Below are 13,897 nucleotides of genomic sequence, written 5' to 3' on the forward strand. Positions count from 1 at the left end.
CGCTGTTCACCTGGGCCGATCTATGGCTTCCCAACGATCCACGCGGGGAGGTGCCGTGGCCTTCCGATCGCCGCGATCCACTTGTATGGTCATGCCCATGTCGTCCGCACCGCTGCACCAGAGCGTCTTCGACGAGCTGCGTCGTCGGATCGTCGCCGGGTCCTACCCGATCGGCGCGGCCCTGCCGTCCGAGGCGCAGCTCTGCGACGAGTTCGGCGTGTCGCGCGGAACCGTCCGGCAGGCGCTCGGCACCCTCCGCGCCGAGGGGCTCATCGGCGGCGGCCAGGGGCGCCCGCCGGTCGTGCGCTCCCGTGCGGTGCCGCAGTCCTTCGACACGTTCCTGTCGTACAGCCGTTGGGTGCGCGGCATGGGGCGCGTGCCCGGCCAGCGCACCGTCGAGATCGCCCGCCGCGGGGTCCATGGGGACGCCGCCGACGCGCTCGGGCTCGAGGAGGGCACGCTCGTCGTGCAGCTGCTGCGGCTCCGGCTGCTCGACGGCGAGCCGGCGATGGTGGAGCGCAGCAACTTCCTCGACCCCGCGGGCCGGCTCCTGCTCGCCTTCGACACCGACTCCGGCTCGCTGTACAGCCACCTGATCGAGAACGGCATCACCATCGCGTCGGCGCGCCACGTCATCGACGCGGTGGCCGCCGACGAGGTCGACGCCGAGCTGCTCGAGGTGCCCGTCGGGACGGCCCTCCTGCGCGAGCGGCGCCACACGCGCGACGCGGCGGGCGTCCTGTTCGAGTACGCGGAGGACCGCTACCTGCCCGAGCTGGCCCAGTTCACGATCGAGAACGCGCGCGACGGCTCGCCCATGACCGTCCGCCGGCCTGAGCTCCAGCAGCCGCAGCCCGACGCGGCCGCGCTGCCCTCCGCCTGACCGTCGTCCGCCCTACCTTCAGGAGACCCGCGTGACCAGCAGCCCCCTGCCCGTGACCCTCGTCGTGCTCGACATCGCCGGCACGACCGTCGAGGAGCACGGCACCGTGTACGACGTCCTCGCCCAGGCCGCCCGCGAGGCCGGCAGCCACGCCGGACCCGCGGACGTCGCGGCCTGGACGGGCGCCGAGAAGCGCGGCGCGCTCGACGCCCTGCTGCGGATCGGCGCGGACGGCCCGCGCGGGACGACGGAGGACGAGGTCGACGCGGCGTTCGCGCGCTTCGACGAGCTCCTCGCGGCGCGCTACGCGGCGCAGCCGCCCACCGAGATCCCGGGCGCGGCGACGGCGTTCGCCGAGCTCAGGAAGGCGGGCGTCAAGGTGGCGCTCACGACGGGCTTCACGCGGGACGTGACCCGCGGGGTGCTCGACGCCGTCGGCTGGACCGTGGCGCGGATGCCCGAGGAGCAGCTCGACGACGCCGTGACGGTCGACGCGGTGACGTGCGGCGACGAGGTGGCTTCAGGTCGCCCCGCGCCCTACCTGGTCCACCGCTCCATGGAGCGCACGGGGACCACCGAGGTCTCGCGCGTCCTGGTCGCAGGCGACACCGTTCGCGACCTGCGGTCCGGGCGCAACGCGGGGGCGGGCTTCGTCGTCGGCGTGCGCAGCGGCGTGCTGGACGACGCGGGGCTCGGCCTCGAGCGCCACGACTTCGTGCTCGACTCCGTGGCGGACCTGCCGCGCCTCGTCCTGGGCTGAGCCGGAGCCCGGCCGGGCCGCCGACTTCCTGCGTGCTTTCTTCCTGTTCGCCTGCGCCGGGCGTCGTTTGGATGGAGAGGTCCGCACCGCTCGACCTGCCCTCCCAAGGAGCTCCCCATGCCTGATGCACCCACGCTCGTCCTCGTCCACGGCGCGTTCGCCGATGCCGGGAGCTGGGCTCACGTGGCCCGGAACCTGCTCGACCTCGGCTACCGCGTCGTCGTGCCGCCCGTCCTCAACCGGTCCCTCGCGGGAGACGCGGCGTACGTCCGTTCGGTCGTCGAGTCGATCGACGGGCCCGTGCTCCTCGCGGGCCACTCGTACGGCGGCGCGGTGATCACGGTCGCGGGAGCGGCGGAGAACGTCGTCGGCCTGGTGTTCGTCTCCGGCTACGCGCTGGCCGAGGGCGAGAGCCTGGGCGAGCTGCAGGGCCGCTTCCCCGACTCCGACCTCGCGTCGCACCTCGTCTACACGCCCTACCCCGTCGAGGGTGGCGAGCCCGGCACGGACGTATCCGTCGAGGTCGCGGCCTTCCCGGCGGTCTTCGCGGCCGGCGTGCCCGACGACGTCGCCCGCGTCCTCGCCGTGTCGCAGCGGCCGTTGTCCGCGGTCGCGTTCGGCGAGGCGGCGACCGTGGCGGCGTGGCGCACCAAGCCCTCCTGGGGGATCGTCTCGGCGGCGGACCACACCATCAACCCCGACGTCGAGCGCTTCGGCTACGAGCGCGCTGGCGTGCGCAAGAGCCTCGAGCTCGACGCCCCGCACCTCGTGATGCTCACGCACCCGACCGAGGTGGCGGGCCTGATCGCCGAGGCTGCGGCCGAGCTCGCGTGACACGTGCGGCGGCGACGGGCACGATCCGTCGCCGCCGCTACCGGGCGCGGTCGAGCCAGGCCAGCACACCCTGTGCGGCGACGACGCCCGTGCTGAACGACGCCTGCAGCAGGTAGCCGCCCGTCGGCGCCTGCCAGTCGAGCATCTCGCCCGCGACGAACGTGCCCGGGAGGCGGCGGAGCATGAGGGCCTCGTCGACCTCCGCCCACGAGACGCCACCCGCGGTGGAGATCGCTCGCTCGATGGGCATCGTCGCGTCGACGGCCACCGGCACCGACGCGATGAGCGCGGCCATCGGCTCGGGCTCGCTCGGCAGCGCGCCCGCCTCACGCAGCAGCGCGATCGCGGCGGGGTCCAGACCGACCGAGCGGCGCAGCCAGTTGGAGACGGAGTCCTTCGGGCGCCGCCGTCGCAGCCTGTCGGCGAGCTGGTCGACGCTCAGGTCGGGCCGCAGGTCGACCTCGACGACGCACCGGCCGCGCGCGAGGGCATCCTGGATCGCGGCACCGATCGCGTACACCGGGCCTCCCTCGATCCCGGCCCGCGTCAGCATCGCGTCACCGCGCGCCGTCGGACCGTCCGCCCCGAGGACGGTCAGGCCGACGTTCTTCAGCGGCGTGCCGGCGAACCGCTCCGCGAACGCCTCGCTCCACGCCACGCGGAGGCCGACGTTCGCGGGCAGCAAGGGCGCTACCACGACACCGCGTTCGGCGAACGGGGCGGTCCAGCTGCCGTCGGCGCCGAGCCGCGGCCACGAGGCACCCCCGAGCGCGAAGACGACCGCGTCGGAGGTGATCGTGCTCGCGGCACCGTCGTCGCCGGCGAAGCGCAGCCCGCCGTCCTCCGCCCAGCCCGTCCAACGACGTCGCCGCTCGATCCGCACCCCCAGCTCGCCCAGACGCGCCAACCAGGCCCGGACCAGCGGGGTCGCCCGGAACGACTGCGGGAACACGCGCCCGCTGGTCCCGACGAACGTCGGTTCGCCCAGTCCCTCGCACCACGCGCGCAGGTCTGCCGGACCGAACGCGTCGAGCATCGGTGCCAGCACCTCCGCCGAGGGCCCGTACCGGCGCAGGAACGGGGCCCGGTCCTCGGTGTGGGTGAGGTTCAGGCCGCCGTGACCCGCCAGGAGGAACTTGCGCGGGACCGACGGCATCCGGTCGTACACCGTCACCGTCGCTCCCGCCCGGGCGAGCACCTCGGCCGCGATCAGCCCCGCCGGGCCCCCGCCGACGACGGTCACCGTGCTCACAGGGCCCGGTCCGGGAGCGCGACGACCCGTCTCAGCATCGGACGAACGTAACAGGTGCGCGCCGCCGGGTCGCCGCCCTTCCGACCGGCGCCCGCGGGCGTGCCAGCAGTCGACGCGATCACATGGTCTGGCGCATCCCGCCGTCGATGACGACGTCCGCGCCCGTGAGGTTCGCGAACCGGGGGCTCCCGACGACCGCAGCGAGGTCGGCCACCTCGCCCGGCTGCGTGAAGCGGCCGGTGACCATCGCCTGCTCGGCGCCGCGGCGGACGTCGTCGGCGGTGGCGCCCGTGGCGGCGGACACGGTGTCCGCGACGCCGCCGTGCCCGAGCCACAGGTCGGTGGCGACGGGGCCGGGGCTGATCGAGTTGACCCGGATCCCGGCCGGCCCGAGCTCCTTGGACAGCGACTTGGTCCAGCTCAGCAGGGCCGCCTTGGCGGCGCTGTAGTCCATCACCAGCGGGTCGGCGAGCATCGCGTTCTCGCTGACGACGTTGACGATCGCGGAGCCCGACGGCATCCGCCCGACGAGCGCGCGCGTCACCCGCACCGCGGCGAGCAGGTTGAGGTCGAGCGTCGACTGCCAGGCGGCGTCGTCGATGCTGGCGAACCCGCCGGGCCGGGGCGGGGCCGAGCCGACGTTGTTGACGAGGACGTCGAGGCGCTCGCCGACGGCGTCGACCAGCGCCAGCGGGCCGTCCGCGGTGGACAGGTCGGCGGGGACGAAACGGACGTCGCCGGGGGGCGGGTCGTCGGGGGCGTGCCGCGCGACGGCGACGACCCGCATCCCCTCGGCGAGGAGGCGTCCGACGATCGCGAGCCCGATCCCACGGCTCGCCCCCGTCACCAGTGCGGTTCTGCCGTGCAGCTCGAGGTCCATGGGTCGACGCTAGGACCGGACGGACGGCGGCGCCTCACGTGGCCGCTCCGGCCGACGGGCCGGCCACCGTGGTCCTGCTCGCGCACGGTCCCTTCGTCGTCGTCGCACGGATGCAGCTGAGGAGCTCGCCATGACCACGTCCCCGACCCCTGTCGTCTTCATCCACGGCCTCTGGCTGTCCGCGTCCTCGTGGCAGCCCTGGCTCGACCTGTTCACCGAGCGCGGCTTCGCGCCGGTCGCGCCGACGTGGCCCGGCGAGCCGCCGTCGGTCGCCGAGGCCCGCGCGAACCCGGAGTCCGCCGCCGGTCACGGGATCGAGGACGTGACCCGGCACTACGCGGAGATCATCGACGGTCTCGACGCCGCGCCCATCCTCGTGGGGCACTCGTTCGGCGGCATGATCGCCGAGAAGCTGCTCGGCGAGGGCCGGGGGGCCGCGGCGGTGGCGATCGACGCCGCCCAGATCAAGGGCGTGCTGCCGCTGCCGCTGTCGTCCCTGCGGGCCACCCTGCCCGTGTTCCGGAACTTCGCCAACGAGAAGCGGGCGGTCTCGCTGACCGCCGACCAGTTCCGCTACTCGTTCGGCAACGCCCTCGAGCCCGACGAGTCCGACGCGCTGTTCGAGGCGTGGACCATCCCGTCGCCCGGGAAGCCGTTGTTCGAGGCGGCCAGCGCGAACTTCTCGCGCCACTCGCCCGCCAAGGTCGCGACCGGCAACACGGAGCGCGGTCCGCTGCTGCTGATCATGGGCGGCAAGGACCACACCGTCCCCGAGGCGATCACGAAGTCGACCCTCAAGCAGTACCGCGGCTCGACGGCGGTCACGGAGCTCGTCGAGTTCCCCGACCGCGGGCACTCGCTGACGATCGACGGCGGGTGGCGCGAGGTCGCCGACTCGGTGCTGAGCTGGATCGAGGCGAGGGTGAGCGAACCCGCGGCGGTCTGACGCGCGGCCCCCGGTACCCTGGTTCGTCGGCCGCGCCCCGGGCGTCGTGCCGGCTCCCTTCCTTCCACGCGCAGCGGCGTGCGCTCCGCCGGTCCCGGCCGGAGCGCGCGCCGCTGCGGCGCGCCCGCGCCCGCCCCCAGCCGAGAGGCCCGCATGTCCGCCCCCCTCACCGTCCCTGCCGCCGACGCCGCGTGGTCCGTCCGCACCGCGCTGCGGTCACCGCGCCGGCTCCGGATCGAGGTGCTGGCGGGCCTCGTCGTGGCGCTCGCGCTGATCCCCGAGGCGATCGCCTTCTCGATCGTGGCGGGCGTGGACCCGCGGGTCGGGCTGTTCGCGTCGTTCACGATGGCCGTGACCATCGCGTTCGTGGGCGGGCGTCCCGCCATGATCTCCGCGGCCACGGGGTCGGTCGCGCTCGTCACCGCGCCGCTCGTGCGCGACCACGGGCTCGACTACCTGATCGCGACCGTGATCCTCGCCGGCGTGATCCAGGTCGCGCTCGGCCTGCTGGGGGCCGCGAAGCTCATGCGGTTCATCCCGCGGTCCGTCATGGTGGGTTTCGTCAACGCGCTCGCGATCCTCATCTTCATGTCCCAGCTCACGCACCTCGTGCACGTGCCGTGGGCGGTGTACCCGATGGTCGCCGTCGGGATCGCGCTCATCGTCCTCGTCCCGCGGTGGACGAAGGTGGTGCCGGCGCCGCTCGTGGCGATCGTCCTGCTGACGGCGGTGACGCTCGCGGCGTCGATCGACGTGCCGACCGTGGGCGACGAGGGTGCGCTGCCCGACTCGCTGCCCTCGCTCGTGGTGCCGCACGTGCCGTTCACGTTCGAGACGTTCCGGATCATCGCCCCGTACGCGGTGGGGATGGCGCTCGTCGCGCTGCTCGAGTCGCTGCTGACCGCGAAGCTCGTCGACGACGTCACGGACACCCGATCTGACAAGACCCGCGAGTCGTGGGGCCAGGGCGTCGCGAACATCGTCACGGGGTTCTTCGGCGGCATGGGCGGCTGCGCGATGATCGGCCAGACGATGATCAACACGAAGGTGTCAGGCGCGCGGACCCGGATCTCGACCTTCCTGGCGGGCGTGTTCCTGCTCGTGCTCGTCGTGGGGCTGGGCGACGTCGTCGCCCGCATCCCGATGGCGGCGCTCGTCGCGGTCATGGTCATGGTGTCGGTCGGCACGTTCGACTGGCACTCGGTCAGGCCCGCGACGCTGCGCCGGATGCCGCGGTCGGAGACGCTGGTCATGGTCGCGACGGTGGCCGTCACCGTCGCGACGTCGAACCTCGCGTACGGGGTGATCGTCGGCGTCCTCGCCGCGATGGTCCTGTTCGCGCGCCGCGTCGCCCACCTCACGACCGTCACGCGCACCGACGACGGCGACGACCCGACGCGCCGGGCCTACGCGGTCACGGGCGAGCTCTTCTTCGCGTCCTCCAACGACCTCGTCCACCAGTTCGACTACGACGCGGGCGCCGCGCACGTCGTCGTCGACCTGTCCCGCGCGCACGTCTGGGACGCGTCCACCGTCGCCACGCTCGACGCCGTCCGCACCCGGTACGAGGCGAGGGGCGCGACGCTCGAGATCGTCGGGATGGACGACGACTCCGCGGCCCGGCACGGGCGCCTGACCGGCGCGCTGGCCGGCGGGAGCTGACCGCTCTCCGCGCCACGGTGGGCGCGACCGGCGTCCGGACCTTAGCGTGAACGGCGTGACCCAGGACGACGACGGCGCGCGCCCGGGCGTCCGCGCGGAGCGGCCGGGACGCCTGCGGCTCCAGGTGCCGCCCTGGCTGCGCACGGTCGGCACGGGCTCGTGGTTCGTGGTCGGGGCGCTGGTCGTCGTCGCCGTCGCGCTGTTCCTGTTCGCCAAGGTGACGCCCGTCCTGATCCCGCTCATCATCGCCGCGGTGCTCGCTGCGATCCTCGTGCCCGTCGTGGACCGGCTCGAGCGCTGGCACGTCCCGCGGTGGCTCGGCGCCGCCCTGCTGCTGCTCGTCGGGCTGTCGGCGGTCGTCGTCCTCGTCGTGGTCGTGGTGCGCGTGATCATCGGCCAGAGCGGCGCGATCTGGGCCGAGGTGCAGGCCGGGCTCCAGTCGATCGCCGACCGGCTCGACCTGCCGGACGGATGGGGCGCCCGGCTCGTCGCGTCGCTCCGCTCGGGCACCCCCGGCTTCCTCGTCGGGGGCCTCGGCTTCGCGATCTCGTCCGTCACGGCGCTCGTCGTGGGCGTGGTCCTCGGCGTCTTCATGCTCCTGTTCCTGCTCAAGGACTGGGTGCCCATCACGCGCTGGACGACCCACCACGTGGGCGTGCCGGCCCCGCTCGCCCAGGACGTCCTCGACGGCACGGTCCACGCGTTCCGCGGCTACGCGCTGGGGCTCACGATGCTCGGCGTCGCGAACGCCGTCGTCGTGGCGGTGGGCGCGCTGATCTTCGGGGTGCCGCTCGTCGGGGCGATCGCCGTGGTGACGTTCGTGGCGTCGTACGTGCCCTACTTCGGCGCCTGCGTGGCGGGGGCGTTCGCGGTCGTCGTGGCGTTCGGCGACGGCGGGCTGCCGGTCGCGCTCGCGATGCTCGCCGTCGTGCTGCTCGCCAACAACACGATCCAGAACCTGCTCGAGCCGTTCGCGTTCGGGCGCCCGCTGCGGCTGCACCCGCTCGTCGTCCTTCTCGTCACGACCGCCGGCACGCTGCTCTTCGGGCTGATGGGCGCGATCCTCGCCGCGCCGGTGACGTCGGCGTGCCTCAACGCCCTCCGCGTGCTGCGGGAGGCGGGGCTCTTCGAGGAGCACGTGGTCGCCGTCGAGCACGACGCCGGCCCGACGGGCTGAGGTCACCCCGCCGCCCGCTTGTCCCGGCACCTCGGCGGTGATCAAGATACCGATTTCAAGATCTCCTTGCTTCCGTTCGTGAAATCGGTATCATCGTTCGCAGGTACGGACCTACGACGGGGAAGGACGGCGATGAGCCGACTGCGATGGGGCAGCGCCACGGCGGTGCTGGAGCTCGACTGGAGCGACACGGAGCCGGTACGGCTCGCGGCTCTGGAGCTCGACGGGCGCCGCGTGGAGATGCCCGCCGGCGTGCCGCTGGTCGAGGTCCTGACCGTGTCGCACGGCCACACGCTCGCCAGCTCGCGGCTCGTCCACACCCGGATCGGCGCCGAGTCCCGGTACGTCTCGCACGCCGAGCGCCGTGTCGAACGCGGCACGGAGCTCGAGCTCGAGCTCGTCCACGCCGAGACCCGGCTCGCGTCGACGCTGCGGCTCCGGGTCCTCGACGGCGCTCCCGCCGCCTTCCGGTCCGAGGTCACCGTCCGCAACGACGGGGAGAGCCCGGCATCCGTCCGCTCCGTCGCCTCCTTCGCCGCGTACCTGGGCGACGCGTCCGGCCCCACCGGCTCCGTCCGGGAGTGGTCGCTCCTGCGGGGCCGCAGCGACTGGCTCGGCGAGGCGCGCTGGACGCGTGAGGCCCTCGCGCGGCGCTTCCCCGCCCTGCGCGAGGACCTCACGGGCCACGACCCGCGCGGGCAGCTCAAGGCCGTCTCGACCGGTACCTGGTCCACCGGCACGCAGTACCCGGCCGCCGTCGTCACGACGGGCGCGCTCGCGTGGGCGTTCCAGGTGGAGCACAACGGGGCGTGGCGCTGGGAGATCGGCGAGGACACGCGCGCCGGGTACCTCGCGCTGAGCGGCCCCACCGAGCTCGACCACCAGTGGACGCGCGTGCTCCGCCCGGGCGAGCAGCTCACGACCGTGCCGGCGTCGGTGGCGTTCGGCGCCGACGACGACGCCGCGCTCGCCGGGCTCACGGCCTACCGGCGCAGCGCGCGGCGGCCCCACCCCGACAACGACGCGCTCGCCGTCGTCTTCAACGACTACATGAACACGCTCGACGGCGACCCGACGACGGCGCGCCTCCTCCCGCTCGTCGACGCCGCCGCCGAGGTGGGCGCCGAGGTCTTCTGCATCGACGCGGGCTGGTACGACGACGACGGCGACTGGTGGGACAGCGTGGGGGAGTGGACGCCGTCGACGGTGCGCTTCCCGCACGGGCTGTCGGAGGTCGTCGACCGGATCCGTTCGCGCGGCATGGTCCCGGGGCTGTGGCTCGAGCCCGAGGTCGTGGGCGTGAACAGCCCGCTCGCCGACACGCTCCCCGCCGACGCGTTCTTCCAGCGCGCGGGGGAGCGCGTGGTCGAGCACCACCGCTACCACCTCGACCTGCGCCACCCGGCGGCCCGGGCGCACCTCGACGCCGTCGTCGACCGGCTGGTCGCGGAGTTCGGCATCGGCTACTTCAAGCTCGACTACAACATCGACCCGGGCGCCGGCACGGACGTCGACGCCGACAGCGTCGGAGACGCTCTCCTGGCGCACAACCGGGCGCACCTCGCGTGGCTCGACGGCGTGCTCGACCGCCACCCGGGGCTCGTCCTCGAGAACTGCGGCTCCGGCGCGATGCGCGCGGACTTCGCCCTGCTGTCCCGGCTCCAGCTCCAGTCGACCTCGGACCAGCAGGACCCCGCCGCCTACCCGCCGATCGCTGCGTCGTCGACGGTCTCCGTGCTCCCCGAGCAGGCGGCGAGCTGGGCGTACCCGCAGCCGGAGATGAGCGACGAGGAGATCGCGTTCACGCTGGTCACGGGCCTCTCGGCCCGGTTCTACCTGTCGGGCCACCTCGACCGCATGACCGACGGTCAGCGGGCCCTGGTGACCGAGGCGGTCCGTGCGGCGAAGGCCCTGCGCCACGACCTCGCCTCCACCTACCCCTCGTGGCCGCTCGGCCTCCCCGGCTGGGACGACCCCTGGGTCGCGAGCGCGCTCCGAACGCCGGCCCGCCGCGTCGTCGCGGTGTGGAGCCGGGACCCCGCCGAGGAGGAGACCGTCCTGGTCCTTCCCGACCTCACCGGTGCCGACGTGCAGGTCGGCACCGTCTTCCCCACGACGCTCCCCGAGTGGGGGACGAAGTGGGACCCCGCATCCGGCCGGCTCACCGTCCGCAACACGACGGGCGCGGTCGGAGCACGCCTGCTCAAGCTGCGTCCGGCCCCCGCCGCGACCGACGCGGGCGGCGCCACACCCTCTCTGTAGCGTCCACCACCACATCCAAGGAGTTGTTCGATGAAGATCACTCGCAGCGCGGTCGCGGCGGTCGCCGTCGTGGGCGCCCTCGCTCTCGCCGGGTGCAGCGACCCGGGTGCGTCCGACGCCGGCAGCGGCCAGCAGACGGCCGGCTGGCCCGCGCAGGACACCAAGCTCGACGGCACCACCCTCACGATCTGGGCCGCCCAGAACTCCAACAAGACCCCCGAGAGCGTCGTCCAGGGCTTCGAGAAGCTCACCGGCGCGACGGTCAAGGTCGTCACGATCCCCGACCCGTACGAGCAGGGGATCCAGACCAAGGTCGCCACGGGCGACAAGCCCGACCTCGCGTTCTGGCAGCCCACCGCCTCGGAGCTCACGGCGCTCAACGCGACCACCAACCTCCAGACCCTCGACGGCGCGCCCTGGCTCGAGAACTACACGGGCAACCTCAAGGACATCACCGGCCTCCTGGACGGCAAGCGGTACGCGGCCCTCGTCACGACCCCCGCGGTCATCGGCGTCTACTACAACAAGGAGGTCTTCGCGAAGAACGGGATCACCTCCACCCCGAAGAGCTGGGACGACCTCGTCGCGCTCGCGAAGCAGCTCAAGGCGAAGGGCGTCGACCCGTTCTACGAGATGGGCGCTGACAAGTGGGCCACCCAGTGGTGGGTCCAGGCGCAGCTCGCCGACGCCGCCAAGGACGGGCTCTGGGACAAGGTGAACAAGAACGAGGAGAAGTTCACCGACCCGACGATCCAGGGCTCGATCGACGCCTACAAGAAGCTGATCGACGACGGCCTGTTCAACGCCGACATCAAGACCGCGACGTTCGCCGACCAGGGCGACGCGCTCCTCGGCGGCAAGGCCGCGATGGTCATGCAGGTGAACTCGTTCTTCAACGAGCTCCAGGCGTCGGCGTCCACCGCGGAGCTCGACAAGAAGATCGGCTTCTTCCCGATCTCGCCGTCCGGCAACGTCGGCACGTTCATCCCGGACCAGTCGAACGCCCTCGTCGCGTTCAAGACGGGCGACGCCAAGCGTGAGGCGGCGGCCCGCCAGTTCCTCGCCTACTGGCTGGGCGACGGGTACCAGGACTTCGTGAAGGCGCAGTCCACGGTCTCCCTGATCAAGGGCGTCGACACCCCGTCGACCGTGCCGCAGGCGCTCAAGGACGTGGCCGCCTCGATCGACACGTCCGTCGGGTCCATGCAGGCGCTCGCGGTCGCGAACCCGGACCTCTACCTCAACCTGTCCGACATGATCCAGGGCACCAAGACGCCGGTCCAGGTCGCGAAGACGACGCAGGACCAGTTCGCCCAGCTCGCCAAGGCGCAGGGCGCCGCCGGCTTCTAGCGGACCTCGACGGGGGCGGCCGACCGACGGCCGGCCGCCCCCGCACGAGCGGAGGCAATCACTCATGACGACGACGCAACTCACCCGGGCGGACGCCGCCCCGCCGCGCAGCGCGCCGCGGGCGGGCCGGTCGACCCGCCACCGCCAGGATCACCCCGCCTGGTTCCTGGTCCCGGCACTCGCGGTCCTGCTGGTGTTCTTCTTCGTGCCGACGATCTACAACTTCGTCTACGCGTTCACGAACTGGTCCAGCTTCCACTCGGCGATCTCGTTCGTCGGGATCGACAACTTCAAGGACCTGTTCACGAACGGCAGCCTGCTCAAGGACCTGCGGATCACTCTGGTCTACGCGGTGCTGGTCGCGATCTTCCAGAACCTGTTCGGCCTCGTGCTGGCTCTCGTCCTCGAGCGCGACACGATGATCAACCGGTTCGCTCGGGTCGCCTTCTTCGTGCCCGTCGTCATGTCGGCGCTCGCGGTCGGCTACATCTTCCAGGCGCTCCTCAAGCCGCAGGGCGGCCTCAACGAGATCCTGGGCTTCTTCGTCCGCCACGACGTGAACGTCGCCTGGCTGGGCAGCACCACCTGGACGATCGTCGTCGTCGCCCTCATCCACGCGTGGAAGTGGATGGGCCTGTCGATGCTCATCTACCTGGCCGGCCTCAAGACCATCAGCGAGGACGTGCTCGAGGCCTCGCGCCTCGACGGCGCCGGCTGGTGGACGACGTTCCGCGAGATCCGCTTCCCGCTGCTCGCGCCCGCCATCACGTTCAACGTGGCGACGGCGCTGCTGGGCTCGATGAACGGCTTCGACATCGTCCAGGCGACCACGGGCGGTGGGCCGGGCGGCACGACGGAGCTGCTCAACATCTTCATCTTCCGCACGTTCGGGCAGGGCCTGTTCGCGCAGGCCACGACGATGAGCCTCGCGCTCTTCGCGATGGTCGCGATCCTCGCCTTCCCCGTGATCCGCATCCTCCGCAAGAGGGAGGCCGTCCTGTGACCGCCACCGCTACCGCCGCCCCGCTCGCCCCGCACCGCCGTCCTGCCCGACGCCGGCGCTCGCCCGTGCGCTACCTCCAGCCGCTCGTCGCGATCGCCCTCGTGGTCCTGCTGCTGGGCGTGCCGTTCTGGCTCGTCGTCGTGACGGCGGGCAAGTCGCAGTCGGAGGCCCTCAACCCGAACCTGTCCACGCCGTCGCACTGGCACCTGTGGGAGAACTTCAGCACCGTCTTCCACGAAGGCCACATGACGCCGGCCTTCTTCGGCAGCCTGCTCATCATGATCCCGGCGGTCGCGGGCGTGCTGGTGCTCGGCGCGATGGCGTCGTGGGTGCTCGCGCGGCGCAGGTCCCGGACCATCGCGTTCGTGTACGCGCTCGCCATCAGCGGCCTCGTGCTCCCGCCGGCCGTCGTGACGATCGTCCTGCTGCTGCGGCAGCTCGGCCTGGCCGGGACCGCGCTCGGCATGATCGGCGTGTACATGGGCATGTACATGTCCACCGTGATCTTCTTCGTCACGGGGTTCGTCCGGACGATCCCGCTCGAGCTGGAGGAGGCGGCGCGCGTCGACGGGGCGAGCCCCGCGCGGGTGTTCTTCCGGATCATCCTGCCGCTGCTGGGCCCGACGATCTCGACCGCGACGATCCTCATCTGCCTGTACATCTGGAACGACGTGTTCTACGCGCTCTTCGTCATCGGCGGCCGGATCGACACGCTGCCGCTCAACCTGTACCAGGTGGCGAGCGCGGGCCTGTACCTCAACAACTGGCATCTGATCTTCGCCTACATCATCCTCATGAGCCTGCCGCTGCTCGTCACGTTCGCGATCCTGCAGCGCAGGATCATCTCGGGCGTCACGAGCGGCGCGGTCAAGTGAGCATCCGTCGCTA

The 13,897-nt window shown here is 72.5% G+C and carries 12 protein-coding genes; 10 read left to right on the plus strand and 2 right to left on the minus strand.

Annotated features, from left to right (window positions below; all coding sequences use genetic code 11):
- Positions 1 to 97: 97 nt before the first annotated feature.
- From ACLQ14_RS01215 to ACLQ14_RS01225, 3 genes are all read left to right on the plus strand, one after another.
- Positions 98 to 883, plus strand: a complete 786-nt coding sequence (locus ACLQ14_RS01215; protein ID WP_425809026.1) for a GntR family transcriptional regulator — start codon at positions 98 to 100, stop codon at positions 881 to 883.
- A gap of 31 nt (positions 884 to 914) precedes the next feature.
- A complete protein-coding gene (locus tag ACLQ14_RS01220) occupies positions 915 to 1,643 on the plus strand; it encodes a phosphonatase-like hydrolase (protein WP_425809028.1) in 729 nt (242 codons plus the stop codon).
- A 117-nt stretch (positions 1,644 to 1,760) separates the two neighbouring features.
- Positions 1,761 to 2,477, plus strand: a complete 717-nt coding sequence (locus ACLQ14_RS01225; protein ID WP_425809030.1) for an alpha/beta hydrolase — start codon at positions 1,761 to 1,763, stop codon at positions 2,475 to 2,477.
- 37 nt (positions 2,478 to 2,514) lie between these two features.
- Here the strand turns inward: ACLQ14_RS01225 and ACLQ14_RS01230 are convergent, their stop codons facing one another.
- Positions 2,515 to 3,729: an NAD(P)/FAD-dependent oxidoreductase gene (locus ACLQ14_RS01230; RefSeq protein ID WP_425809032.1), complete on the minus strand. Its 1,215-nt coding sequence runs from the start codon at positions 3,727 to 3,729 to the stop codon at positions 2,515 to 2,517.
- Between the two features lie 118 nt (positions 3,730 to 3,847).
- Entirely contained in the window at positions 3,848 to 4,609 is a 762-nt protein-coding gene (locus ACLQ14_RS01235) for an SDR family oxidoreductase (RefSeq protein WP_425809033.1), read from the minus strand.
- A 130-nt stretch (positions 4,610 to 4,739) separates the two neighbouring features.
- Here ACLQ14_RS01235 and ACLQ14_RS01240 point away from each other — a divergent pair, with 130 nt between their 5' ends.
- The 7 genes from ACLQ14_RS01240 to ACLQ14_RS01270 all read left to right on the plus strand — a co-directional run bounded on the left by ACLQ14_RS01240 (position 4,740) and on the right by ACLQ14_RS01270 (position 13,884).
- Positions 4,740 to 5,555 carry an alpha/beta hydrolase gene (locus ACLQ14_RS01240; protein WP_425809035.1) on the plus strand — a complete coding sequence of 272 codons (816 nt, stop codon included), beginning with the start codon at positions 4,740 to 4,742 and terminating at the stop codon, positions 5,553 to 5,555.
- 153 nt (positions 5,556 to 5,708) lie between these two features.
- Positions 5,709 to 7,217 (plus strand): SulP family inorganic anion transporter, encoded by a 1,509-nt coding sequence (locus ACLQ14_RS01245; RefSeq protein ID WP_425809037.1) that lies wholly within the window; start codon positions 5,709 to 5,711, stop codon positions 7,215 to 7,217.
- Between the two features lie 55 nt (positions 7,218 to 7,272).
- Positions 7,273 to 8,394, plus strand: a complete 1,122-nt coding sequence (locus ACLQ14_RS01250; RefSeq protein WP_425809039.1) for an AI-2E family transporter — start codon at positions 7,273 to 7,275, stop codon at positions 8,392 to 8,394.
- 132 nt (positions 8,395 to 8,526) lie between these two features.
- Positions 8,527 to 10,656, plus strand: a complete 2,130-nt coding sequence (locus tag ACLQ14_RS01255) for a glycoside hydrolase family 36 protein (protein ID WP_425809041.1) — start codon at positions 8,527 to 8,529, stop codon at positions 10,654 to 10,656.
- 30 nt (positions 10,657 to 10,686) lie between these two features.
- Complete coding sequence (locus ACLQ14_RS01260) at positions 10,687 to 12,006, plus strand: ABC transporter substrate-binding protein (RefSeq protein WP_425809043.1); 1,320 nt, start codon at positions 10,687 to 10,689, stop codon at positions 12,004 to 12,006.
- A gap of 64 nt (positions 12,007 to 12,070) precedes the next feature.
- Positions 12,071 to 13,009: a carbohydrate ABC transporter permease gene (locus ACLQ14_RS01265; protein WP_425809045.1), complete on the plus strand. Its 939-nt coding sequence runs from the start codon at positions 12,071 to 12,073 to the stop codon at positions 13,007 to 13,009.
- Entirely contained in the window at positions 13,006 to 13,884 is an 879-nt protein-coding gene (locus tag ACLQ14_RS01270; RefSeq protein ID WP_425809047.1) for a carbohydrate ABC transporter permease, read from the plus strand. Before ACLQ14_RS01265 ends, ACLQ14_RS01270 begins: the two co-directional genes overlap by 4 nt.
- Positions 13,885 to 13,897: the final 13 nt, after the last annotated feature.

It is taken from the genome of Luteimicrobium sp. DT211 (genome assembly GCF_049844995.1).
Lineage (GTDB): Bacteria > Actinomycetota > Actinomycetes > Actinomycetales > Cellulomonadaceae > Luteimicrobium.